Origin of the sequence: Erwinia sp. JH02 (genome assembly GCF_013074405.1) — a bacterium.
GTDB lineage: Bacteria > Pseudomonadota > Gammaproteobacteria > Enterobacterales > Enterobacteriaceae > Erwinia > Erwinia rhapontici.
The window spans coordinates 49336-73610 of record NZ_JABANZ010000015.1 but is presented as its reverse complement, the minus strand read 5'-3'; the positions used below and the strand labels follow the sequence as shown (position 1 = coordinate 73610).

Below are 24275 nucleotides of genomic sequence, written 5' to 3'. Positions count from 1 at the left end.
CACTGGCCGCACGCTTATTCATTGATACGGCGTGATACTGCATCCGGCGAATATTCCGCCTTTTCTACAGGCGGCATATCATCATCGTCATCCACATCGTCATCAGCTTCTGGTAATGCCTGTTCCACCAGTCTTGGGTTAATCGGACGCTTCACTTCAACCCCCATCTGGCGGAACCCTTCTGTCTGAGCAATCAGATTGCCCCGACCTTCGGACAATTTTTTCATTGCCTGTCGATAGCTATCCTGAGCCTTATCAAGGTTCTGGCCGATGGCACTCATATCATCGACAAAAAGACGCATTTTGTCATAGAGCCGGGCGGCACGATCGGCAATACGCTGGGCGTGACGACTCTGGTGCTCATAGCGCCACAGATTATTGATGGTGCGCAGCGCCACCAGCAAGGTGGTCGGGCTGACCAGCATGATGTTCTGGTTCAACGCCTCGTTGATCAGCTCTGGCTGTCTGTCGATGGCCAGCAGGAAAGCGGGTTCCACCGGGATAAACATCAACACATAATCCAGCGAGCGTAAACCCGGTAATTGTTGGTAATCTTTTCGGCTTAGCAGGCGTAAGTGCCCACGGATCGCAGCGATATGCTCAGTGATTGCCAGTTCACGCGCTGCGTCATCATCACCGTTAAAATAGCGCTCATAGGCCACCAGCGTCATTTTGGCGTCAATCACCACATCCTTGCCCTGCGGCAGGCGTACGATCACGTCAGGCTGCATTCGCCCATTTTGCTCAAGCTGGATGTTAACCTGCGTTTCGTATTCATGGCCTTCACGCAAACCGGAAGCTTCCAGCACCCGGCTGAGGATCACTTCTCCCCAGTTACCCTGCGTTTTGTTATCTCCCTTGAGCGCCTTGGTCAGGTTGATCGCTTCCTGGGCCATCTGCGCATTCAGCTGTTGCAGGTTCCGTATTTCATGCGCGAGGGTGTGCCGTTCACGCGCCTCCTGGCCAAATCCTTCCTGAACCTGGCGGCGAAAGCCCTCAAGCTGTTCCCGCAGCGGCGTAATCAGGCCATGCAGGCTCTGACGATTTTGTTCATCCACCCGGCGGCCACTGTTTTCAAAGATGCGGTTCGCCAGATTTTCAAACTGCGCGTTAAGGCGCTGCTCACTGTTCACCAGCAGCCGCTGCTTCTCTTCCGCCGCCATGCGCGTCTCTTCCAGGCGGATGGTAACTTCGCGCAGTTCAGCCTCCTGCGAGGCATTGATCTCCAGCTGATTGCGCAGCTCACGATTGAGCTGCTCAGTTTCACCACGCCAGTGATCAAGCTGGTGCAGCTTCTCTCCGGCCGCTGCCAGTGAACCGTGCAGCTGACGCAATTCCTGCTCATTCTGTTTTTGCGTCAGGAGCTGGGCATCCAGCTGCTGCTGCTGACGCTGGCGTTCAGATTCCGCCAGTTCCACCGACTGCTGAAGCAAACGCCGCTCAGTTTCGCCGTTGGCCAGCTGCTGCTGGCTGCGGATCCCGGCGATTAACCAGCCCGCCAGCAACCCAACCAGACCAATACCGGCACCATATACGATTGTTGCATCCACCCTGCTTCTCCTGCTGAAACCCTGACAGGGGAAAAATAGAGGTGCACTGTATGAATGTCCAGACAAAAAGCAGTGAACGGGCAGCTTAGGGAGGGAATATCGAGGAGGATCTGAATTTTTTCACGGCGGGAAAAGGCATTGCAGGCCGTGCGTGAGCACGGCCAGAAGAAAAACGATTAGATCAGACGGCGGGCAGCCTCAACCACAATCTTCACCGCATCGCTCTCGGTGCGTTTCATGGTTTCTGCATCCGGGATTTCCTGCTGGGTGCGGTTGACGATAACCCCTGCCACCATCCCGGCACGCAGCCCCTGGCTGGCACACATGGTGAGCAGCGTGGCAGATTCCATTTCGTAGTTCAGTACGCCCATCTGCTGCCACTCTTTCATCGAGTTCTGGAAGCGGCTGACCACCCGTCCGGAGAAGGTGTCATAACGCTCCTGGCCCGGATAGAAGGTGTCTGACGAGGCGGTAATGCCAATATGGGTGGTCGCACCAGCCGCTTTAGCCGCGTCGACCAGCGCCGTGGTGCAGGTAAAGTCCGCCACAGCCGGGAACTCCAGCGGAGCAAAGTGCAGGCTGGCGCCATCAAGACGCACAGACCCCGTGGTCACCAGCACGTCACCGACGTTGATATCAGGCTGGATCGCGCCGGTGGTTCCCACGCGCAGGAAAGTACGTACTCCAAGCTGAGCCAGTTCTTCCACGGCAATCGAGGTGGACGGGCCACCAATACCTGTTGAGCAGACAATCACGGGTTTACCGGATAACTCGGCACGCCAGGTGGTGAATTCACGATGCGATGCCAGATGAACCGGATTGTCCATCAGGGCGGCAATTTTCTTCACGCGCTCCGGGTCGCCCGGCACGATGGCCAGTGTGGCGCCCTGAAGATCGGCTTTCGTTAAGCCAAGATGGAAAACGTCAGACTGTGCCATTTCAAACTCCTTTCACGGGAAGAGGGATAGTTAACGGGATGCTACTGTAAGGAAATCCGGCGAACATTTATGTGATTAACATCGATAATACAAATGAAAATTGCATTGATTACATTGTAAAAAGTGATGGATGTCACATTATTAAATCCGATCATGGCACTTTCACACATCCGGGCCTGTGGTTCAGGGCTATCTGGTGATAGAGATAGCCCGTAGTGAAACCTGATCCCATCGCATTACGGGCTATAGTTAAACCCTGAATGCCGATCGTACTTGTGCATGCACGGAGAGGATAATGAAAACCGACGATAACACGACGCAAGAATCGAGCAATAAAGGGTTTGCACCCGCAACAGGTCCTGCCGCAGCCACCACGATTATCACTGACAGTACCGATATTATTTCAGGTGAGACGTCCATTCCTACTCAGGGTGAGAACATGCCGGCTTTCCATGCGAAACCGCGCCATGCCGAAGGGCTGTTGCCGGTAGTGCTGGTGGTCCAGGAGATCTTTGGCGTACATGAACATATCCGGGATATTTGTCGTCGTCTGGCCAGTGAAGGCTATCTGGCGGTGGCGCCAGAACTCTATTTCCGCCAGGGTGATCCTGCGGATTACACCGACATCTCCACCCTGTTCAATGACCTCGTCAGCAAGGTCCCGGACAGCCAGGTACTGGCCGATCTCGACCACGTGGCAAACTGGGCGTCCCGTCATGGCGGGGATATGCGCAACATGGCTGCCACCGGTTTTTGCTGGGGCGGACGTATCACCTGGCTGTATGCCGCGCACAATCCGCAGCTAAAAGCCGCGGTCGCCTGGTATGGCAAGCTGGTGGGTGAAAAAACCATGAAGCAGCAGAAGCATCCGGTGGATATTGCCGTGGATCTGAATTCGCCGGTCCTGGGCCTTTACGGCGGCAAAGATGACGGTATCCCGCTGGAGAGCGTGGAGACCATGCGCCAGGCGCTGCGTGCGGCGAATGCTGACGCTGAGATTATCGTTTACCCCGATGCCGGGCACGCCTTTAATGCGGATTATCGTCCCAGCTATCACGCGGAGTCTGCTCAGGATGGCTGGCAACGGATGCTGGCATGGTTTAAACAGCATGGCGTGGCGCCAAAAGCATAAAAAAGGGGCGCCTCTTGGCGCCCCTTTATGATCAGCAACAACATCGTCATCAGGCTTTTTGCGTGCTGCGCAGGTTCTGGGCCGCTTTCACCATGTTTGCCAGAGCCTGACGTGTTTCTGTCCAGCCACGCGTTTTCAGACCACAATCCGGGTTAACCCACAGACGTTCAGTCGGGATCCGTTGTGCCGCTTTCAGCAGCAGTGCTTCCATCCACTCCACGCTCGGAACGTTTGGCGAGTGAATATCGTAAACGCCGGGACCGATTTCATTCGGGTAGTCGAACTCTTCAAACGACTCCAGCAGTTCCATATCCGAGCGTGAGGTTTCGATGGTGATCACATCGGCATCCAGTGCAGCGATCGAATCCATGATGTCGTTGAACTCGCAGTAACACATGTGGGTGTGAATCTGAGTGTCATCCTGCGCCACGGCGGCGTTTAAACGGAAGGCATCCACAGCCCACTTCAGATAGGCAGCCCAGTCGGAGCGATGCAGCGGTAAACCTTCGCGCAGTGCAGGTTCGTCAATCTGGATGATACCGATACCGGCTTTTTCCAGATCTTCCACTTCGTCACGCAGTGCCAGGGCAATCTGTTTTGCGATGGTTTCGCGAGACACATCTTCACGTGGGAATGACCAGCACAGGATCGTCACTGGCCCGGTCAGCATGCCTTTGACCGGCTTGTCGGTCAGAGACTGCGCATACTTCGCCCACTCAACGGTAATGGCTTGCGGGCGGCTGACGTCACCGATAATCACCGGCGGTTTCACACAGCGCGAACCGTAGCTCTGTACCCAGCCATTCTGCGTAAAGATAAAGCCATCCAGGTTTTCACCGAAATATTCCACCATGTCATTACGTTCCGCTTCGCCGTGCACCAGCACGTCCAGACCTAAACGCTCTTGCTCAGCAATGGCCTGCTTAATATGTTCAGCGATGCCGGTACGGTAGTGATTGCCGTCCAGACGCCCTTGTTTGAAATCAAGGCGCAGGCCACGAATTTCGGTGGTTTGCGGGAAAGAGCCGATAGTGGTGGTGGGCCAGGCGGGCAACTGGAAACGCTGACGTTGTGCTTCAGCACGCACCAGGTAGCTGCTGTTACGCTGGCTGTCTTTGGCAGTAATCCCGGCCAGACGCTCGCCAACGGCCGCATTGTGAACACGGGTGGAGTGTTTACGGGCGCGAATGGGCGCACTCCAGGCCTCCAGTGACGCCGGATCGTTGTTGTTCAGCGCATTGCTCAGCAGTGACAGTTCAGCACACTTTTGCAGGGCAAAGGCGAACCAACTTTTTACTTCATCATCCAGACGGGTTTCCACGCTCAGGTCGATCGGGCTGTGCAGCAGTGAGCAGGAAGAACCGATCCACAGCTGTTTACGGGCAGCGCTCAGCGGCTGCAGACGCTCAAACCAGCGGCTCAGATCCGCACGCCAGATGTTACGACCGTTAATCACCCCGACTGACAGCAACCAGCTTGCCGGTACTTTGCTGTTGAGCACAGAGATATCATCGTTACCGTGGACCAGGTCCACATGCAGCCCCTGAACCGGTAGTGCCGTAATGATGTCAATGTTCTGGCCGATACTGTCGAAATAGGTGGTCAGCAACAGCTTGCTGTGCCCCTGCAATGCAGCATAGGCGGATTTGAAAGCAGCTAACCACTCGGCAGGCAGTTCCAGCGCCAGCGCGGGCTCGTCAATCTGCACCCATTCGATATCGCGTTTAGCCAGTTCGGCCAGCACCTGCTGGTAAACTGGCAGGATGTCTTTCAACAGGCTCAGGCGATCAAACTGATCCCCTTTCACTTTGCCCAGCCAAAGATAAGTTACCGGGCCCAGTAAGACAGGTTTAATTTTGTGGCCCAGCGCCAGCGCTTCGTCGACTTCGTCCAGCAGTTGGGTCCAGGTCAGTTTGAACTGCTGACCCTGAACAAATTCAGGCACCATGTAGTGATAGTTGGTGTTAAACCATTTGGTCATTTCTGCGGCGGCGGCGGGTTCACCGGTCGGAGCGCGGCCACGACCAAGACGGAACAACGTATCGAGGTCAACTGAGCCCTCTTTATTCTGGTGGCGCGCGGGTACGTTACCCAGCATCAGGCTGGTGGTCAGCACGTGATCGTACCAGGCGAAGTCACCGACCGGCAGCAGATTCACACCTGCGTCTTTCTGCTGTTGCCAGTGGCGTGCACGAAGTTCACGGCCAGTCGTCAGCAGATCGTCCTGGCTGGTGGTGCCCGCCCAGTAGCTTTCCTGCGCTTTTTTCAGTTCGCGACGCAGACCAACGCGGGGAAATCCGAGAATGTGGTTCAGAATAGTCATCAGTTGTGCCTCGTTAAATTGTTCTTTACCGGGACCATCAAAATTGGCTGATGTCAGTGTGCACACAGCCAGCGCGCAAGAACCGGAGCGTACTGAAGTACGTGAGGATTCTGAGCACTGCCCGGGATGTAAAATGACAAGTAAACTCATCAGCGAATCATTTAGACGTCCAGATGTTTACACCGCTATATTGTGCAGGTACTGTATCAACCACAAGCGCAAAATATTCACTGTCGATGTGAAGGACTCTCATGATCGAACTTAAACACCTGCGGACGCTGCAAGCGTTGCGAACGACAGGTTCACTGGCGGCGGCGGCGGCCCAGCTTCATCAAACGCAGTCAGCGTTATCTCATCAGTTCAGCGACCTGGAGCAACGTCTGGGGTTCCGGCTGTTTGTACGTAAAAGCCAGCCGCTGCGTTTCACGCCACAGGGAGAAATTTTGCTGCAACTGGCGGAACAGGTGCTGCCGCAAATCCAGCAGGCATTGCAGGCCTGCCATGAACCGCACCAGACCACATTGCGCATCGCTATTGAATGCCACAGTTGTATTCAGTGGCTGACCCCGGCGCTGAACAATTTCCGCAAGAGCTGGCCGCAGGTGGTGATGGATTTCAAATCGGGGATGACATTTGACCCGCAGCCCGCCCTGCAACAGGGAGAGCTGGATGTGGTACTGACCTCCGATATTCTGCCGCGCAGTGGGCTGTTTTATTCACCTATGTTTGATTTCGAAGTCCGCCTGGTGCTGGCACCGGATCATCCCCTGGCGCAAAAGGCGCATATTTCACCGGAAGACCTGGCCAGTGAGGTGCTGATGATTTATCCGGTTCAGCGCCAACGCCTGGATATCTGGCGTCATTTCTTACAGCCGGCCGATGTCAGCCCAACGTTGAAAAGCGTAGACAACACGCTACTGCTGATTCAGATGGTGTCTGCACAGATGGGGATTGCTGCGCTGCCACACTGGGTAGTGGAGAGTTTTGAGCATCAGGGACTGGTGGTAACGAAAACGCTGGGAGAGGGCCTTTGGAGCCGCCTGTATGCGGCAGTGCGCGACGGTGAACAGCGTCAGCCTGTAGTCGAAGCCTTTATTCGTTCCGCCCGCCAGCACGCCTGCGATCATCTGCCTCGGGTTCGTGATGCATCCCGTCCTGGCGTGCCACATCCTTCCATCAGCCATCCTTAGCATGCACGGCAGCCAGTCGACTACTGGCGTTACACGCTGACCCGCGCTCGTGACTCAGGGCAGCGCACGCCGCTAACGCAGATGCACCCTGAGGGACGACGAGTTATACTGCACTCACTGCAATTGTTTCACTACAGAGAGTCCCTATGACCAATAACGATGTCCTGCGCAGCGTGCGTTACATGCTGAATTTAAGCGATGCTAAAGTTGTGAGCATTCTGGCGCTGGCAGAGAGCGAAGTAACAGAAGCCGAAGTGCACAGCTTCCTGAAAAAAGAGGATGAAGCCGGCTATCGCCCCTGCCCTGATGTCATCATGGGTTACTTTCTGAATGGTTTGATTTTTGAACGCCGTGGCAAAAGTGAAGACGCACCTGCGCCTTCTATCGAACGCAAGATGACCAATAACATCCTGATGAAGAAGCTGCGTGTTGCCTTCGACCTGAAAACCACCGACATTCTGGAACTACTGAAAAGTGCCGATTTTGCGGTAGGACAGTCAGAAATTGGGGCGATCTTCCGTAAACCTGGGCATAAAAATTACCGCGAATGCGGCGATCAAATTCTGCGTAACTTCCTCAAAGGCCTGACGATGAAAATCCGTCCGGTGAAGAAAGCCTAAGCGATTGACTGACTGATTAACGCCATCTGCTGGCGTTAATCTTTGTTCTTCTGCCAGATTAAAACCTTCCTTTTAGAACAAAATCACTCACCAAACGAAACCCACAGCCTTTATCTGGGTTTGCATATGTGACTATCCTCACACTTTATAGTTTCATTATGAAAATAAAACACCGATTTGTGATGTAGATATAGCCATCTCGTCATAAAACTGTAACATTTGCGCCATTCTTCACAGTCAGTTGTTCTGATTACGACTACGCTATGCGCGAAATGGAACATTTATTCCTGTTTTAACAGGATCCTGTTCCTCTACTCTGCGCATTCGAAGCCGGATGTCAGTCTTTCGAGCCATGGGAGGCCAAAATGTTACGTTTTTTCAAACCTGCTGCACATCAGCCCCGCGTTGATGACAGCCGCGTTGACCCGTTATACCGCAAGCTACGCTGGCAGATCTTTCTGGGGATATTCTTCGGTTATGCTGCCTACTACCTGGTGCGTAAGAACTTTGCCCTCGCGATGCCCTACCTGGTTGAACAGGGTTTCTCACGTGGTGACCTCGGCTTTGCGCTCTCCGGCATCTCTATCGCCTACGGTTTCTCAAAATTCATTATGGGGTCGGTCTCTGACCGCTCCAACCCGCGCGTCTTCTTACCTGCTGGCCTGATACTCGCCGCGGCAGTCATGTTGTTTATGGGCTTTGTCCCCTGGGCAACGTCCAGCATCATGGTGATGTTTGTACTGCTGTTCCTGTGTGGATGGTTCCAGGGGATGGGCTGGCCGCCGTGCGGTCGTACAATGGTGCACTGGTGGTCACAGAAAGAGCGCGGCGGCATTGTTTCCGTCTGGAACTGTGCGCATAACGTCGGTGGTGGTATCCCTCCACTGCTGTTCCTGCTCGGTATGGCCTGGTTTAACGACTGGAAAGCGGCGCTGTATATGCCTGCTTTCGGTGCCATTGTTATCGCCATCATTGCTTTTGCGCTGATGCGTGATACCCCGCAGTCTTGCGGCCTGCCGCCGATTGAGGAGTACAAAAACGACTATCCACCGAACTATGATGAGAAACATGAAGATGAGCTAACGGCTAAGCAGATCTTTATGCAGTACATCCTGCCGAACAAACTGCTGTGGTATATCGCGCTGGCCAACGTGTTTGTTTACCTGCTGCGTTACGGCATCCTCGACTGGTCACCGACCTACCTGAAAGAAGTGAAACACTTCACGCTGGATAAATCATCGTGGGCTTACTTCTTCTACGAGTACGCCGGTATCCCGGGTACGCTGCTGTGCGGCTGGATGTCGGATAAAGTCTTTAAAGGTAACCGTGGTGCAACAGGCGTGTTCTTTATGGTGCTGGTGACCATTGCCACCGTCGTGTACTGGATGAACCCGGCAGGTAATCCTGGTGTGGATATGGCCTGTATGATGATTATTGGCTTCCTGATTTATGGCCCGGTGATGCTGATTGGTCTGCATGCCCTGGAGCTGGCACCGAAGAAAGCGGCGGGTACCGCAGCAGGCTTTACCGGTCTGTTTGGCTACCTTGGTGGGTCCGTTGCCGCCAGTGCTATCGTCGGCTATACCGTTGATTACTTCGGCTGGGATGGCGGCTTTATCATTATGATCGGCGGCTGTGTGCTGGCGGTGATCCTGCTGACGATGACGATGTTCAGCGAGAAGAAACACAAACAGGGCCTGAACTCACTCTGATTGAAGGGAACATTATGTTGAAAAACGTTATCGCTACCTTACTTCTCACCACCTCTCTCGCGGCGACAGCCGCGAGTTCTTCGCCTGTCGTGATTGCGCATCGTGGGGCCAGCGGTTATCTGCCAGAACACAGCCTGCCGGCAAAAGCGATGGCCTATGCTCAGGGAGCGGATTACCTTGAGCAGGATCTGGTGATGACCAAAGACGATCATCTGGTGGTGCTGCATGACCACTATCTGGATCGGGTGACGGATGTTGCCACGCGTTTCCCCCATCGCGCACGGGCTGACGGACGTTATTACGCCATCGACTTTACCCTTGCCGAGATCAAGAGCCTGGCGTTTACCGAAGGCTTTACGCTTGAAAACGGCAAAAAGGTGCAGACCTTTCCAGGCCGCTTCCCGATGGGGAAATCTGATTTCCGTGTTCATACCTTTGAGGAAGAACTGGAGTTTATTCAGGGCCTGAACCACTCCACCGGCAAAGACATCGGGATTTATACCGAAATTAAAGCCCCGTGGTTCCACCGCAAAGAAGGCAAGGATATCTCTGCCAAAGTGCTGGACGTCCTGAAGCAGTATGGTTACAGCAGTAAGACCGATAAGGTTTATGTGCAGTGCTTTGACTATAACGAAGTGAAGCGCATCAAGACCGAACTGGAACCTCAGCGGGGAATGAATCTGAAGCTGGTGCAGCTGATCGCCTATACCAAATGGGATGAAACTCAGGAGCAGCGCGACGGTAAGTGGGTGAACTACGATTACGATTGGATGTTCGCGCCGGGTGCGATGAAAACCATCGCCCAATACGCCGACGGTATTGGCCCGGATTACCATATGCTGGTGGCGCCAGGCGCAAAAACCGGCAATGTGGCGCTGAACGATATGGTCAAAGAGGCACACCAGAATCATCTGGTGGTGCATCCGTACACGGTACGCGCCGATCAGCTACCGCCTTATGTCAGCAACGTCGATCAGCTGTACGACCTGCTGTACAACAAAGCGGAGGTTGATTGTCTGTTTACTGATTTCCCGGATAAAGCCGTTCGTTTCTTAGGTCGATAACTATCGGATGACTAAAGGGCCGATCGAACAGTTGATCGGCCCTGCAGACTTACACGTGATACAGCTGACGCAGGAAGTTCGGCACGGCCTGATCGGCATTCGACCCGATCACTTCCAGCTCCGGTAAGATATCTTTCAGGCGCTGATGAGAGTTGCTCATGATGCAGCCTTTGCCCGCCATACTCAGCATCTCTTTATCATTCATACCGTCACCAAAGGCAATGCACTCCTGTAACGAGAAGCCCAGTGATTTTGATACCGCATCCAGCGCGTGCCCTTTCGACACACCGCCCGCCATCACTTCCAGGCAGGTTGGCAGCGAGAAGCTGACGTTAACCCGATCACCCCAGCGCGCAATCAGCGCCAACTCCAGTGGGACCAGCAGTTCCGGGATCGCGCAGGTGAAGAACACCTTGCTGATGCCGTCGGTCGACAGCTGGCCCGGCTCATAGATCTGATAGTTGAAGTCAGACTCGCGGAAGAAATCCATCTCTTCAGGACGGTGGCGGTTCAGGAACCACTCTTCATCCCGATACACGTTGGTGTAGATATCAGGGTTGGCGTGCTGCATGGCGAACAGTTCAAGCGCGATATCTTCATCCAGGTTGTGACTGAAAACCAGCTCACCGGCGGTGTTATGCACCCGCGCCCCATTTGAGGTGATCATGTAAGCATCGATGCCCAGGCTGTCACGCATCTGCGCCACGTCGATGTAATGGCGGCCCGTTGCAAAGACAAAATGGATGCCTTTACGTGTCAGCAACTGTAACGTTTCGCGGGCATAAGGGGAAAGCGTGTGGTCCGGTGACAGCAGCGTGCCATCCAGATCTGAAGCAACAATACGGTACATAACACCTCTGATTAATATTTCTGGCGGGCTGTCAGTACCCACCGGCAAAGTCATTCTGTCCACTCAGCAGTGGCGGGAAAAAAAGGCCAGGATGGCCTCCAGCGCTTCGCTGCGCATGCTGTCTTTCTCAAACAGGATCTCGTGGCGGGCACCGTCGATAATCATCGGCTTACCCCCTTCGCAGGGCTGGCCGGCGGCCACCATCGTCTGGCAAAACAGATCCTGAGCGCGGTTATCCACCACTTTATCGTCAGCGGCCTGGAGCAGCAGCAGCGGCGTCGATATCTTCGCCGCCTGGCTTAAAATACTGTGCCCGGCGCGTACCCCTTCTCTCACCCAGTGATAAGTGGGGCCACCCACACGCAAGCCCGGGTCGTCGGCATAAAAGCGCAGGTTACGGCGATAGCGTTCACGGCTGTGTGTCAGTTCGTTAATGGCGAACGGGCGCGCATGCCATTTTCCGGTCCCCAGTGCATAACCCTCGCGTACCGTCGGATATTTTTCCGCCCAATTAAGGATAGAGTTGGCCATCCATAACGGCATCGGCAGGAAGATGCCAAACATCGGCGATGCCAGCGCCACTGCATCAAACGCCGCAGGCTGGCGAGCCAGCATCAGCGCCAGTATCGCCCCGCCCATCGAATGGGCCAGTGCATAACGGCGGCGATAGTGACGTGTGACAATCTCTTTCAAATACAGGGTTTCGAGGTCGTCGACATAATCTTCGAATTCAACCACATGGCCACGGTGAGAATCCTGCAATAACCGCCCGGATCGTCCCTGCCCGCGATGATCGATAATGATGACATCATAACCGCTATGGAACAGGTCATAGGCCAGCTCCGGGTATTTCACATAGCTTTCAATGCGCCCCGGGCACAGCAGTATCACCTTATCGTGTTGCGGTGAGATGAAACGGACGTAGCGGATCGGGATGTTTTCAACACCGAAAAACTCATCCTCTTCACGCAATTTCCAGAAATCCAGCAACGGGCCTGTAGCAAATGCCGCAAAGGCTTTTTCCCGCGTCGTCCAGTTGTGTTTACGATGTTCCATCAGGCTCATTTCCAGAAAGGACTCTCCCTTAAAAAAAGGGGCAGGGTTCCCCGTAGCGCCGCATTCAACAATAACGTATTGTGTCACAAATGAGCGTTTTTCGGGAGTTTTACGCATGACCATCGAGTGGTGGCTGACCTATCTGTTAACAACCAGCATCTTAAGTCTGTCGCCAGGTTCTGGCGCAATCAATACCATGAGCACCGGTATCAGCCACGGTTATCGGGGTGCGGTCGCCTCAATCTCCGGCCTTCAGGTTGGGCTGTCACTGCATATTGTGCTGGTTGGCATCGGGCTGGGTGCACTGTTTTCCCAGTCGTTACTGGCCTTTGAAATTCTTAAATGGGCCGGGGCGGGCTACCTGGTCTGGCTGGGTATTCAACAGTGGCGATCGGCCGGGGCGATCGATCTGAATGCGGTTGCCAAAGCGATGCCGCGTCGTAGGCTGTTTAAACGCGCCGTGCTGGTGAATCTGACCAATCCAAAAAGTATTGTGTTCCTGGCTGCCCTCTTCCCGCAGTTCATTCTGCCACATCAGCCGCAGGCGATGCAGTATCTGGTCTTGGGCGTCACGACCGTAGTGGTGGATATTATCGTGATGATTGGCTATGCCACGCTGGCCACACGCATCTCCGCGTGGATCAAAGGACCGCATCAGATGAAATTGCTAAACCGGATTTTTGGGGGCTTGTTTATTGCGGTAGGTGCACTGCTGGCCTCGGCACGAAGAATCGCCTAACAGAACCCGGGTCGGGCATGCCTGCCCCCTACAAAACCTGTCGCGGCCGATAATTTATCGATCGGCCCACATCAAACATTACTCGTCGTCTTCACCGTCGACATGTTCTTTGATCATCACCATAAACGGCCTGCCAAAACGCTCCAGCTTCTTATGCCCGACGCCATTCACACTCAACATCTCGGATGCTGTCAGCGGCATTTGCTCCGCCATTTCAATCAGCGTTGCATCGTTAAACACCACATATGGCGGAACATTGGCTTCATCGGCGATGGATTTACGCAGCTTGCGCAGTTTGGCAAACAGCTTGCGGTCATAACTTCCGCCATAGGATTTCTGGCTGCTGTTACGCGGTTTAATACTCACCAGGCGAGGAACCGCCAGCATCAGCGGCACTTCACCACGTAAGGTGGGGCGTGCGGCTTCCGTCAGCTGTAATGCTGAGTGCATGGCGATGTTTTGCGTCACCAGCCCAAGGTGAATCAACTGGCGTAACACGCTGGTCCAGTGCTCATGGCTCTGCTCACGGCCGATGCCATACACCGGTAATTTGTCGTGCTGCATATCGCGGATGCGCTGGTTATTGGCGCCGCGCAGGATCTCGACGATATACCCCATCCCGAAACGCTGCCCAACGCGATAAATACAGGAGAGTGCTTTTTGCGCCTCGACCAGGCCATCATAACGGCGCGGTGGATCAAGGCAGATATCGCAGTTGTCGCAAGGCTGCTGACGCCCCTCACCAAAATAGTTCAGCAAGACCAGACGACGGCAGGTCTGCGCTTCGGCAAACGCACCCATCGCATTCAGCTTATGGCGTTCAATATCCTGTAGCGGCCCCGGTGTTTTCTCTTCCAGACACTTACGCAACCAGGCCATATCGGCCGGATCGTACAGCAGCAGCGCCTCGGCTGGCAGGCCATCACGCCCCGCACGCCCGGTTTCCTGATAGTAGGATTCGATATTGCGCGGGATATCAAAGTGCACCACAAAACGCACGTTGGGTTTGTTAATGCCCATACCAAAAGCCACGGTCGCCACCACAATTTGCAGGTCATCACGCTGGAAGGCTTCCTGCACATGAGCACGGTGTGCGTTATCCATCCCCGCATGATAGGCACCAACACTCAGGCCACGGCTTTGCAGACGGGCTGCGGTGTCTTCCACTTTGGCCCTGCTGTTACAGTAAATGATGCCGCACTTGCCGCGCTGATCCTGCACATAGCGCAGCAGCTGTTCGGTAGGTTTGAATTTTTCCACCAGCGTATAGCGGATATTGGGGCGGTCAAAGCTACTGACCTGGATGAGCGGGTCATCAAGCTGCAGCAGACGGGCAATGTCGTTACGCGTGGTTTCATCGGCGGTGGCGGTCAGCGCCATCACCGGGACATCCGGCAGGCGATGACGTAGCTGGCCCAGCGCACCGTATTCCGGGCGGAAGTCGTGGCCCCACTGGGAAATACAGTGGGCTTCATCCACCGCCAGCATCGCCGGATTCCAGTGCGTCAGCTGCTCGAGGAAGTTGTCCATCATCAGACGTTCAGGGGCAATGTACAGTAGACGGATGCGACCGGTACGGCAGCCTGCCATCACTTCCTGCTGCTCTTCACGGTTCTGCGTCGAATTGAGGCAGGCCGCCGCAACGCCGTTTGCAAGCAGTTGGTCGACCTGGTCTTTCATCAACGAGATCAACGGCGACACCACCAGCGTCAGCCCCTCACGCACCAGTGCAGGGATCTGATAACAGAGTGATTTTCCGCCGCCGGTTGGCATAACGACCAGACAGTCACGCCCATTGAGCGACTCCTGAATGATGGTTTGTTGCCCCGGACGAAACTGCTGATAGCCGAAGGTATCGCGTAATACCTGCTCTGCCAGCGTTTCTTTATTGATGACTGCTGCCGTAGACACGTTGTCCCCACATCTGAAATAACAAGAATTCTGGCCGGGTTGATTGCTCAACCCGGTCACGACGACCTTAGAACAGGTCGTTGAGCGTCACGCCCACACCGACGCGCGTTTGACGGTGGTTATAGTCGATTAACGATTCGCCATAACCACTAAACACCTGCGTATAGAAACGCACATGATCGGTCATCGGGTAGCTCCAGCCCAGTTCAGCGCCGCCGTAGCCGCTGTTCCAGTTGTAGTTGCTCCTCACGCTGAAGATGCTCTCGCCCCACTGGTAGCCCACCGTCAGGCGATAATAACCCATGTACTTAGTGATATCCGGGTTATCGTCATTATTTTCACTTTCTGGAAGACGGTACCAGGGTTTGACCTCAACCATCCAATTGCCGTTTTCTGCCATCAGTCGGGCATAGACACGGTTCCAGCTGCGCGATGTCGGATCGGATCGGCCGTTAGACTCATGATTCAGGCCCGTTTCCACATCGCGTAACGTCCAGCCAGCGAAAGAGTAATCCGTGGCCCAGCCAAGAAAGATCTGCGGCTGGTAGTTGGTTTCACGAAACGGTGAAGAGGCACCACGATTAGATAACTGCCACCAGGACCGTTGAGTATAGGACGCCGCCAGCACCGAGTTATCGCCGAGAATGCCACGCCATAACGGGAAGGCCAGGCTTAACTGGAACTTCACTTCATCATGTTTGGCTTTATTTCCCCAGTCGTAAGACTCGATCGCTTCCTTGTTGATATTGCTGGTATCCGTGTAAAGCAGATAGTTGTTTTCGTAAGGGAACAAGATAAACGGGTTATCGTGCTTCTCCAGCAAATTGGCAATAATGCTGCCGCGAACCGCAGGCTGATCGTGGACATCTTTTACGGTAGCGGTCTGTGCCAGCACCAACGTCGGAAACAGAATTGCTGACGCCAGCAATCCTTTCAGCAGAGCCATAGGATTCTCCCAGAGAGGCGGATAAGTGAATAAAAAGCACGCCATTCTACACAGAAACATCCTGGGGGATTAGTGCTCATTTCCGAAAGTGGAAAGCACCGTCAACGAAGCATATTATACACACTCCGTTAACCTGATTTTTCATTCAGACCGCATTACAGGAAGACCCGCTAATGTCAGCAGTACCTATGGATCAGGCTGCCGCTCGCCGCCTGATTGGCGAGATTTTTGTCTACCACATGCCGTTCAATCGCGCACTGGGGCTGGAGCTGGACCGACTGGAGTCGGATTACGCAGAGATAAGCCTGGCGAACCAGACCATGCTGGTCGGTAACTCTGCTCAGAAAATATTGCACGGTGGCGTGATCGCTTCCGTACTGGATGTCGCTGCCGGTCTGGTGTGTGTCACCAGCGCGCTGACACGCCAGGAAAGCATCACTGAAGAGGAGCTACGCCAGCGCCTGTCGCGCATGGGAACCATCGACCTGCGGGTGGATTATCTGCGTCCCGGCCGTGGTGAACGCTTTACGGCCAGCAGCAGTCTGTTACGTGGTGGTAATAAAGTGTCGGTTGCCAGGGTCGAGTTACATAACGATGTCGGTGTTCATATTGCCAGCGCCACTGCTACCTATCTGATCGGTTAACTTCATGAATCCACAGCACACTCGCCAGGGCATTTTCTTTGCTCTGGGCGCTTATTTTATCTGGGGCATTGCTCCGGTTTACTTCAAGCTCATCCAGCAAGTTGCCCCCGGGGAAATTATGACCCACCGGGTGATCTGGTCATTTTTCTTTATGCTGGTGCTGCTCACCGCCAGCCGACACTGGCGCAATGTCCGTACGGTTATCCAGCACCCCAAAAAGGTGCTGCTGCTGGCGCTCTCCGCCGTTGTGATTTGCGGTAACTGGCTGCTGTATATCTGGGCGGTGAATAATCACCATTTGCTGGAGGCCAGTCTGGGTTACTTTATTAACCCGTTGCTGAACGTTCTGGTGGGGATGGTGTTTCTCGGGGAACGCTTCCGGCGCCTGCAATGGCTGGCAGTGGCACTCGCGGCCTGCGGCGTACTGATACAGGTGTGGCAGTTTGGTTCCGTGCCGGTGATCGCTCTCAGTCTCGCCATCAGCTTTTCATTCTATGGCTTGCTGCGTAAAAAAATAGCCGTTGATGCCCAAAGCGGAATGCTGATTGAAACCAGCTGGCTGTTAATCCCTGCGGCTATCTATCTGTTCGCGATAGCCGACAGCCCCACCAGCCATCTGGGAAGCAACCCACTGAGCCTCAACTTGATGCTGGCCGCTGCCGGGGTGATCACCACGGTTCCGCTGATGCTGTTTACTGCCGCTTGTACACGTTTGAAACTGTCCACCGTCGGCTTTTTCCAGTATATGGCACCCACGCTGATGTTCCTGCTAGCCGTATTATTTTACGGAGAGCAAATGACACCCGATAAAGTCGTGACCTTTGGCTTTATCTGGACAGCGCTGGCGCTCTTTATTGCCGATGCTCTGTTGGCATTACGCCGATCGTCGGCCGTATAGCGCGATAAGCAGAAATAAAAAAATCGCCTCTCAGGCGATTTTTTTTATCGAGCGGCTTACAGCCAGTTCTTACGCTTAAAGTAGGCGTAAGGTGCCAGACCGGCGAGGATCATCAGGCTAATCGCCCCTGGATAGCCAAAGCTCCATTTCAGCTCAGGCATAAACTCGAAGTTCATCCCGTAGCTGGAGGCCACCAGGGTAGGCGGCAGGAAGACCACCGATACCACCGAGAAGATCTTGATGATGCGGTTCTGTTCGATGTTGATAAAGCCCATCGCCGCCTGCATCAGGAAGTTAACTTTCTGGAACAGGGATTCATTGTGCGGCAGCAGGGATTCGATATCGCGCAGGATCTCGCGAGCCTGCTCCAGCTGATTGCCTGGCAGACGCGCCTTACGTACCAGGAAGTTAAGTGCACGCTGGGTATCCATCAGACACAGGCGCACCTTCCAGCCGATATCTTCCAGCTCTGCCAGCGTCGACAGTGCTTCATCAAACGCATCGCCCTGCTGTCCTTCCATAATCACGCGGCTCAGTTTTTCCAGATCGCTGTAGATATTCTCGATCTCATCCGCCAGCTGTTCGATTTTTGTCTCAAACAGATCGAGCAGCAGCTCGTAAGCATTTCCGTCGCTCAGAACCTGATTACGGGCACGCATACGGTAAAGACGAAACGCCGGGAGTTCACGTTCGCGCAGCGTATACAGGCGCCCTTCACGAATGGTGAAGGCCACCGTCGAGTTACCCGCGTGATCGTCAGCATCTTCATAGAAGAAAAATGAGTGAATATGCAGACCATCTTCATCTTCGAAGAAACGTGCGGAGGCTTCGATATCTTCCAGTTCAGGGCGGGTCGCAAGGCTCTGGCCCAGTTCGGTTTGTACCCGATCTCGTTCAGCTTCTTCCGGTTCGATCAAATCGACCCAGACGGAACCGATCAGCTCGTCCCTGGCATCAGCATCATCCAGTTCAAGGCGGGTCAGACGGTTTTGGTCGAGTTTAAATGCGCTCAACATTAGCTGTACTCCCAATTCACAGTAACAAAATGGGACAGAGCGCTTGAACACGGGAAACAGATGTTTCAGTCAGCGAGCAAAACTGACTCAGAGCGACGGGACATGCGGTCGCCAACAACCACGAAGGCTATCGGCAAAAGAGGATAGCCTTAGGAGTTGTACCTGAAATGCAGGTCAGTGAGCCAGTATGTACTGGGTGTGTCCAAGGCGAATGTCCTCTTAGGGTAATGGTGGGCGCATGTTACGCTGAGACTAAAAAGGCGTCAAGCGGGGCCATGCGCCCTTCTGGGCGTCACATCGCTTCCAGTTTGGCATAAGCAGCCACCAGCCACTTAATGCCCTGTCCCTGGAACGCCACCTGGAGTCGGCTATGCTCGCCACTGCCTTCCAGATTAACGATAGTCCCTTCGCCAAACTTGGCATGATGCACCCGCTGGCCGAGGGCGAAACCACTGTCATTTTTCGCGATCGGCGTCCCCATGCGCTGATGGTTGGCAGGGCGGCTGACGCTGGCACGCAGACGAACCTCCTCCACGCACTCTTCAGGCAACTCTCCGATAAAGCGCGATGGGCGGTGATACACTTCCTTACCATAAAGCCGTCGGGTTTCGGCATAGGTCAGGGTCAGTTTCTGCATCGCACGCGTCACACCAACGTAGGCCAGGCGACGTTCTTCTTCCAGGCGGCCACCTTCATCCAGCGACATCTGGCTGGGGAACATGCCCTCTTCCATGCCGACAATAAACACCTGCATAAACTCCAGCCCTTTGGCGGAGTGCAGGGTCATTAACTGCACGGCATCCTGCCACTTGTCGGCCTGCCCTTCACCGGCCTCAAGAGCGGCATGGGAGAGAAACGCCTGCAGCGGCATCAGGTCCTGGTCTTCATCCTGATAGCTGTACTGTCGTGTGGCATTAACCAGCTCCTCAAGGTTTTCGATACGTGCCTGGCCCTTCTCGCCTTTTTCCTGCTCATACATCAGCCACAAACCGGAATCTTTGATCACCCGGTCCGTCTGCACATGCAGCGGCATCTCAGCGGTTTCCTGCGCCAGTGAATCGACCAGCTCGGTAAAGCGCTGTAAGGCTGATGCGGCACGCCCGGCCAGCGCTTTTTCCTGCAACAGCACGCGCGTGGTTTGCCACAGCGTGAGCTGACGTTCACGTGACGTCTGGCGGATGACATCCAGCGTCCGGTCGCCTATGCCTCGGGTCGGCGTGTTGATCACGCGCTCAAAGGCGGCATCGTCATTACGGTTGGAGATCAAACGCAGATAGGCCAGCGCATCCTTGATTTCCTGGCGCTCGAAGAAGCGCATACCGCCATAGATCCGGTACGGCATACTGGTTTGCAACAGGGCTTCTTCCAGCACGCGCGACTGGGCGTTACTACGATAAAGGATCGCGCAGTCATTCAGCGCGCCGCCATTCTCCATCCACACCTTAATGCGGTTGACCACAAAGCGCGCTTCATCGAGTTCATTGAAGGCACAGTAAACCGCAATTTGCTCGCCATCGCTGTCTTCGGTCCACAGCTCTTTACCCAGGCGGCCACTGTTATTAGCAATCAGGGTGTTCGCTGCTTTCAGAATATTGTTGGTCGAGCGGTAGTTTTGCTCAAGACGGATGGTTTCCGCACCGGGGAAATCTTTGAGGAAGCGCTGGATGTTTTCCACCTGCGCACCACGCCAGCCATAGATAGACTGATCGTCATCCCCCACGATGATCACTTTACCGGTGTCACCCGCCAGCATACGGATCCACGCATACTGGATGTTGTTGGTATCCTGGAATTCGTCCACCAGGATATTGGTAAACCGTTCGCGGTAGTGATTGAGGATATGCGGTTTGTTCAGCCACAGCTCATGAGCACGCAGCAGCAGCTCGGCAAAGTCCACCAGACCGGCGCGATCGCAGGCTTCCTGATAGGCCTGGTAAATACGCAGCCAGGTCTGTTCAATCGGGTTACCGTAACTTTCGATATGTTTCGGACGCAGCCCTTCGTCTTTTTTGCCATTGATGTACCACATCCCCTGACGGGCAGGCCACTGCTTCTCATCCAGATTCATCGCTTTGATCAGGCGCTTCAGCAGACGCAGCTGATCTTCACTGTCGAGGATTTGGAAGTCCTGCGGCAGGTTGGCATCGAGATGGTGCGCGCGCAGCAGACGGTGCGCCAGCCCGTGGAACGTCCCGATCCACATACCGCCCTGGCTGGTACCGATGAGCTGTTCGATACGGTGGCGCATCTCGGCCGCCGCTTTGTTGGTGAAGGTCACCGCCATAATCGAATAGGGGGAGCAGTTTTCCACTGCCATCAGCCAGGCAATGCGATGCACCAGCACGCGGGTTTTACCACTGCCCGCACCCGCCAGCACCAGCAGGTTGCTGCGCGGCGCGGCAACGGCTTCGCGTTGTTTGTCATTCAAGCTGTCGAGCAGTTCAGAAACGTCCATAGGCACCGTCGGGGATCGGGGGCAGCATCAGGCCGCCCACTGGATATTTAACCAGCTTATTATATCAGCGCGGTCAGCGATGCCAACCGGGAAATTTCCAGCGTGGGAAGCAGGCGGGTGTCGTTAATATGCATCAGGTTGCCTTCGCGCAGGTTAATCCAGCATGACTGCATGCCGTAGCGGATAGCCCCGGCGACATCCGTGGTGAGATCGTCACCCACATGCAGGATATTTTCAGCAGACAGATTTAACCGCTCTGCCGCCAGCTGATACATATCATGGAAAGGTTTAGCGCGGCCATCCGGCCCGGCACGCAGGGTAAACTGGAAGTACTTATCCAGGCCACAAAGGTGGGGTTCCGCATTACCATTGGTGATCGCCACCAGCGGTATGCGCTGAGCCAGAGCCGCCAGCGTGGCGTGCGTCTCTTCAGGCATCTCAATCTCGCTGCGCCAGCGGGCAAAGACAGCCATGACGTCATGCGAACCTCTCAGCGCCTGCGTTGACGGCAGCCCCACATCCAGCATCACCTGCTCGACTGCGCGGCGACGCCACTCGCTGACATCATGATAAATTTCAGGCTCGGCAGCCAGCAGGCGGTCACGCACCTGTTGATACTGCGCCACGCTGTAGTCCTTCAACGCGGGATGATACGCCTGTAGCGCGCTGTGAGATTCCCGCGTGGTACGCAGGATCACCGGGTGGTTGTCATACAGCGTGTCATCAAGATCGAAGGTCATTGCCGCAACAGGGCGTAAAGGCCGGTAAAAGTGCATCAGGATTTTCCTCGTTTCGCACGGGGATGGGCAGCATCGTAAACCGACGCCAGGTGTTGAAAGTCGAGATGGGTATAGATTTGCGTAGTGGTCAGATTGGCATGCCCGAGCAGCTCCTGCACGGCACGCAAATCACCACTGGATTCCAGCATATGCGTTGCAAATGAATGACGTAGTTTATGCGGATGAACATGGCTTGACAGCCCCTGTTTAACGCCCCACTCAGCAAAACGCTTTTGTACGTTACGCGCTGAAATGCGCTTGCCCTGCTTCGACAGGAATAACGCAGTGTCCTCTGGTGCAAACAGCTCACGCATCACCATCCAGTGCTCAACCCAATGGACGGCGGTCCGGCCAATCGGCAGACGGCGCTCTTTGCTGCCTTTACCGATCACCCACACTTCACCGGAAGCGAGGTCAAGATGACTCAGGTCAATACCCACCAGTTCGGACAAACGCAAGCCGGCACCGTACATCACCTCCAGCATCGCGCGATCGCGAACGGCCAGCGGGTCATTGAGGTCAATGTCCAGCAGCTTGTCGACTTCATCGACATCAATATTTTTGGGAAGATGCCGTGCAGCGCGCGGCGTGGCAACGCCTTTCGCCGGGTTAGCGTTGATGACGCCCTGGCTGATCAGCCAGTCGAGGAAGCTACGTAATGCGGAAAGCCTCAGCGCCAGGCTCGCGGGCTTCAGCCCGCTGCGACTGCTGCGGGCCGCCAGTGAGCGCACCAGGGCAGCATCCAGCCGTGGCCAGTCACTCACGTTCAGTTCATCCAGCAGGGCTATGACAGCACTGAGCTGGCGCTGATAGCTCTCCTGAGTGAGAGGACTGAGCTGACGCTCCACTTTCAGATAACGCAGGAAGCCCTCTACGGCTGGCAGCAGGGGCGACTCGCTATTCACGCGCGTTCTATCCAGCGTGACAGCAGCTGGGGCAACATCAGCGACAGATGCTGTAACAACACCGTACCCATGCCCGACTGGTAATGCTGATTGTCGCGGCTGCTGAAGATCAGTACGCCGAGGTCACCCTCTTCACCCAGCAGCGACATCGCGACCGAACCAATGGCTTTTGCCTGTGGCAACAGTAACAGTAACTCCGGGCCATTAAGACTGCCAAGATAGTGATTCTGTTTACCCAAACGCTGAATGCGCACAGATTCAAATGCCTGACGCGGCAGCGCCAGCTGCGTAAAGTCGGAAGGGGCACCGATGCGCCATTTCTCAGCGAACAGCCGAATATTTGCCCCCGCAAGGCCAAATTCACGCGCCCAGCGATGGAGGCGGTTAAGCATGTCATGCAGACTGGTGGCCGAGGCGAGACGCCCCTGCAGGGCGAACAGCCGATCAAACAGCTGCTGATTTGCGCTGGCCTGCTCCATCAACAGCGTAATGTCTTCTTCCAGCTGGTGAATATGATTGCGCTGACGCGCCAGCTGCCACTCCACCAGCGAGACGGTGCCGCGGATCGGATGCGGCACGATCATCTGTTCAACCTGGCGGGCATTGCGGATAAAGAAGTCTGGATTTTGCATCAGGAACTCACTGACCGTACGATCGTCTAGTAAGATTTCGCCAGCGTCCTGTTGTTCCCCGACATTTTTCATAAATGAATAAACCCGTCATATACGTGAGTGGCAGGACCGGTCATATACAGGGGATGCCCCGGACCTTTCCATGCGATATTGAGCGTGCCGCCAGGCAGGTCAACCCGCACTTTTTCCGCCAGCAACGTCTGCTGTATCCCGATCGCGACGGCGGCGCATGCACCGCTGCCACAGGCCTGGGTTTCACCCGCACCGCGTTCATACACGCGCAGACGGATATGTTCGCGGCTGACCACTTCCATAAAACCAACGTTGACCCGCTCAGGAAAACGTTCGTGGCTTTCCAGCACCGGCCCCAGTATTTCCACCGTGGCGGTTTTTACACTCTCAACCTGTAAGACGCAGTGTGGATTACCCATCGACACCACACCACACATCACAGTTTGCTCAGCAGCGCGCATCAGGTAGATATTTTCCGCTTTGTTGGCACGGAAAGGCACCTGCTGCGGTTCGAAATTGGGTTCGCCCATGTTCACGCACACCAGTTCATCCTGGTTGACGCTTAACACCATGCGGCCGGTTTGGGTGCTGACGCGGATATCATTTTTATTGGTCAGCCCTTTCAGGCGGACAAAGCGGGCAAAACAGCGTGCGCCGTTGCCGCACTGTGCCACTTCGCTACCGTCGGCGTTAAAGATGCGGTAATGAAAATCCAGATCAGGATCGTAAGGCGGCTCAACGATCAGTAGCTGATCGAAGCCGATCCCCAGATGACGATCGGCCAAACGGCGGATCAACTCAGGTGAGAAATAGACATTCTGCGTGACGGCATCAACCACCATAAAGTCGTTGCCTAGGCCGTGCATTTTTGAAAACTGCATTTTCTGCTCCGCCGGGTGCGTC

General features: G+C 54.9%; 21 protein-coding genes. 8 read left to right on the top strand and 13 right to left on the bottom strand.

The features are described 5' to 3' along the window. Positions 1 to 14 precede the first annotated feature (14 nt). Positions 15 to 1550: a DNA recombination protein RmuC gene (rmuC, locus tag HHI26_RS23405; protein ID WP_133846826.1), complete on the bottom strand. Its 1536-nt coding sequence runs from the start codon at positions 1548 to 1550 to the stop codon at positions 15 to 17. A gap of 176 nt (positions 1551 to 1726) precedes the next feature. Next, entirely contained in the window at positions 1727 to 2488 is a 762-nt protein-coding gene (gene udp / locus HHI26_RS23400; RefSeq protein WP_133846827.1) for a uridine phosphorylase, read from the bottom strand. Between the two features lie 295 nt (positions 2489 to 2783). Between udp and HHI26_RS23395 the strand changes: the two genes are divergently transcribed. Then, positions 2784 to 3620 carry a dienelactone hydrolase family protein gene (locus HHI26_RS23395; protein ID WP_133846828.1) on the top strand — a complete coding sequence of 279 codons (837 nt, stop codon included), beginning with the start codon at positions 2784 to 2786 and terminating at the stop codon, positions 3618 to 3620. A 49-nt stretch (positions 3621 to 3669) separates the two neighbouring features. Here the strand turns inward: HHI26_RS23395 and metE are convergent, their stop codons facing one another. Further along, a complete protein-coding gene (metE, locus tag HHI26_RS23390; protein ID WP_171149789.1) occupies positions 3670 to 5943 on the bottom strand; it encodes a 5-methyltetrahydropteroyltriglutamate--homocysteine S-methyltransferase in 2274 nt (757 codons plus the stop codon). 251 nt (positions 5944 to 6194) lie between these two features. Between metE and metR the strand changes: the two genes are divergently transcribed. From metR to glpQ, 4 genes are all read left to right on the top strand, one after another. After that, entirely contained in the window at positions 6195 to 7133 is a 939-nt protein-coding gene (gene metR / locus HHI26_RS23385) for an HTH-type transcriptional regulator MetR (RefSeq protein WP_133846830.1), read from the top strand. Positions 7134 to 7279: 146 nt separating this feature from the next. Further along, positions 7280 to 7753, top strand: a complete 474-nt coding sequence (locus HHI26_RS23380; RefSeq protein ID WP_133846831.1) for a DUF1456 family protein — start codon at positions 7280 to 7282, stop codon at positions 7751 to 7753. 365 nt (positions 7754 to 8118) lie between these two features. Next, positions 8119 to 9465, top strand: a complete 1347-nt coding sequence (gene glpT / locus HHI26_RS23375; RefSeq protein ID WP_133846832.1) for a glycerol-3-phosphate transporter — start codon at positions 8119 to 8121, stop codon at positions 9463 to 9465. 14 nt (positions 9466 to 9479) lie between these two features. Beyond that, a complete protein-coding gene (gene glpQ / locus HHI26_RS23370) occupies positions 9480 to 10529 on the top strand; it encodes a glycerophosphodiester phosphodiesterase (RefSeq protein WP_171149788.1) in 1050 nt (349 codons plus the stop codon). Positions 10530 to 10578: 49 nt separating this feature from the next. On the opposite strand, the gene yigL is transcribed toward glpQ, so the two are convergent. Further along, positions 10579 to 11379 carry a sugar/pyridoxal phosphate phosphatase YigL gene (yigL, locus tag HHI26_RS23365; RefSeq protein WP_133846834.1) on the bottom strand — a complete coding sequence of 267 codons (801 nt, stop codon included), beginning with the start codon at positions 11377 to 11379 and terminating at the stop codon, positions 10579 to 10581. Positions 11380 to 11442: 63 nt separating this feature from the next. Further along, positions 11443 to 12435 (bottom strand): lysophospholipase L2, encoded by a 993-nt coding sequence (gene pldB / locus HHI26_RS23360; RefSeq protein WP_159338544.1) that lies wholly within the window; start codon positions 12433 to 12435, stop codon positions 11443 to 11445. 115 nt (positions 12436 to 12550) lie between these two features. Here pldB and rhtB point away from each other — a divergent pair, with 115 nt between their 5' ends. Beyond that, entirely contained in the window at positions 12551 to 13174 is a 624-nt protein-coding gene (rhtB, locus tag HHI26_RS23355; RefSeq protein WP_133846836.1) for a homoserine/homoserine lactone efflux protein, read from the top strand. A gap of 78 nt (positions 13175 to 13252) precedes the next feature. On the opposite strand, the gene recQ is transcribed toward rhtB, so the two are convergent. Then, entirely contained in the window at positions 13253 to 15085 is a 1833-nt protein-coding gene (gene recQ, locus HHI26_RS23350) for an ATP-dependent DNA helicase RecQ (RefSeq protein ID WP_133846837.1), read from the bottom strand. 67 nt (positions 15086 to 15152) lie between these two features. Continuing rightward, on the bottom strand, positions 15153 to 16031 hold the full coding sequence (gene pldA / locus HHI26_RS23345) for a phospholipase A (RefSeq protein ID WP_133846838.1): 879 nt from the start codon (positions 16029 to 16031) through the stop codon (positions 15153 to 15155). 173 nt (positions 16032 to 16204) lie between these two features. On the opposite strand from pldA, the gene HHI26_RS23340 reads away from it, so the two are divergent. Next, the gene (locus HHI26_RS23340; RefSeq protein WP_133846839.1) at positions 16205 to 16675 is read left to right on the top strand and encodes a thioesterase family protein; all 471 of its coding nucleotides are present in this window, start codon (positions 16205 to 16207) and stop codon (positions 16673 to 16675) included. 4 nt (positions 16676 to 16679) lie between these two features. Further along, complete coding sequence (gene rarD, locus HHI26_RS23335; protein WP_133846840.1) at positions 16680 to 17573, top strand: EamA family transporter RarD; 894 nt, start codon at positions 16680 to 16682, stop codon at positions 17571 to 17573. Positions 17574 to 17629: 56 nt separating this feature from the next. Here rarD and corA read toward each other — a convergent pair whose 3' ends face one another. The 6 genes from corA to dapF all read right to left on the bottom strand — a co-directional run bounded on the left by corA (position 17630) and on the right by dapF (position 24253). After that, positions 17630 to 18589 carry a magnesium/cobalt transporter CorA gene (corA, locus tag HHI26_RS23330; RefSeq protein ID WP_133846841.1) on the bottom strand — a complete coding sequence of 320 codons (960 nt, stop codon included), beginning with the start codon at positions 18587 to 18589 and terminating at the stop codon, positions 17630 to 17632. Positions 18590 to 18881: 292 nt separating this feature from the next. Beyond that, positions 18882 to 21044: a DNA helicase II gene (gene uvrD / locus HHI26_RS23325; RefSeq protein ID WP_171149787.1), complete on the bottom strand. Its 2163-nt coding sequence runs from the start codon at positions 21042 to 21044 to the stop codon at positions 18882 to 18884. A gap of 59 nt (positions 21045 to 21103) precedes the next feature. Next, on the bottom strand, positions 21104 to 21820 hold the full coding sequence (yigB, locus tag HHI26_RS23320) for a 5-amino-6-(5-phospho-D-ribitylamino)uracil phosphatase YigB (RefSeq protein WP_167864782.1): 717 nt from the start codon (positions 21818 to 21820) through the stop codon (positions 21104 to 21106). Beyond that, a complete protein-coding gene (gene xerC, locus HHI26_RS23315; protein WP_133846844.1) occupies positions 21820 to 22728 on the bottom strand; it encodes a tyrosine recombinase XerC in 909 nt (302 codons plus the stop codon). Before xerC ends, yigB begins: the two co-directional genes overlap by 1 nt. Next, positions 22725 to 23432: a DUF484 domain-containing protein gene (locus HHI26_RS23310; protein ID WP_133846845.1), complete on the bottom strand. Its 708-nt coding sequence runs from the start codon at positions 23430 to 23432 to the stop codon at positions 22725 to 22727. The genes xerC and HHI26_RS23310 overlap by 4 nt, the downstream gene beginning before the upstream one ends. Further along, positions 23429 to 24253 (bottom strand): diaminopimelate epimerase, encoded by an 825-nt coding sequence (gene dapF, locus HHI26_RS23305; protein ID WP_133846846.1) that lies wholly within the window; start codon positions 24251 to 24253, stop codon positions 23429 to 23431. Before dapF ends, HHI26_RS23310 begins: the two co-directional genes overlap by 4 nt. Positions 24254 to 24275: the final 22 nt, after the last annotated feature.

Bases quoted from the DNA above. Each gene is read 5' to 3' on its own strand.
- udp (WP_133846827.1), bottom strand. From the start codon at position 2,488: ATGGCACAGTCTGACGTTTTCCATCTTGGCTTAACGAAAGCCGATCTT.
- HHI26_RS23395 (WP_133846828.1), top strand. From the start codon at position 2,784: ATGAAAACCGACGATAACACGACGCAAGAATCGAGCAATAAAGGGTTT.
- metE (WP_171149789.1), bottom strand. From the start codon at position 5,943: ATGACTATTCTGAACCACATTCTCGGATTTCCCCGCGTTGGTCTGCGT.
- metR (WP_133846830.1), top strand. From the start codon at position 6,195: ATGATCGAACTTAAACACCTGCGGACGCTGCAAGCGTTGCGAACGACA.
- HHI26_RS23380 (WP_133846831.1), top strand. From the start codon at position 7,280: ATGACCAATAACGATGTCCTGCGCAGCGTGCGTTACATGCTGAATTTA.
- glpT (WP_133846832.1), top strand. From the start codon at position 8,119: ATGTTACGTTTTTTCAAACCTGCTGCACATCAGCCCCGCGTTGATGAC.
- glpQ (WP_171149788.1), top strand. From the start codon at position 9,480: ATGTTGAAAAACGTTATCGCTACCTTACTTCTCACCACCTCTCTCGCG.
- yigL (WP_133846834.1), bottom strand. From the start codon at position 11,379: ATGTACCGTATTGTTGCTTCAGATCTGGATGGCACGCTGCTGTCACCG.
- pldB (WP_159338544.1), bottom strand. From the start codon at position 12,435: ATGGAACATCGTAAACACAACTGGACGACGCGGGAAAAAGCCTTTGCG.
- rhtB (WP_133846836.1), top strand. From the start codon at position 12,551: ATGACCATCGAGTGGTGGCTGACCTATCTGTTAACAACCAGCATCTTA.
- pldA (WP_133846838.1), bottom strand. From the start codon at position 16,031: ATGGCTCTGCTGAAAGGATTGCTGGCGTCAGCAATTCTGTTTCCGACG.
- HHI26_RS23340 (WP_133846839.1), top strand. From the start codon at position 16,205: ATGTCAGCAGTACCTATGGATCAGGCTGCCGCTCGCCGCCTGATTGGC.
- rarD (WP_133846840.1), top strand. From the start codon at position 16,680: ATGAATCCACAGCACACTCGCCAGGGCATTTTCTTTGCTCTGGGCGCT.
- corA (WP_133846841.1), bottom strand. From the start codon at position 18,589: ATGTTGAGCGCATTTAAACTCGACCAAAACCGTCTGACCCGCCTTGAA.
- uvrD (WP_171149787.1), bottom strand. From the start codon at position 21,044: ATGGACGTTTCTGAACTGCTCGACAGCTTGAATGACAAACAACGCGAA.
- yigB (WP_167864782.1), bottom strand. From the start codon at position 21,820: ATGCACTTTTACCGGCCTTTACGCCCTGTTGCGGCAATGACCTTCGAT.
- HHI26_RS23310 (WP_133846845.1), bottom strand. From the start codon at position 23,432: ATGAAAAATGTCGGGGAACAACAGGACGCTGGCGAAATCTTACTAGAC.
- dapF (WP_133846846.1), bottom strand. From the start codon at position 24,253: ATGCAGTTTTCAAAAATGCACGGCCTAGGCAACGACTTTATGGTGGTT.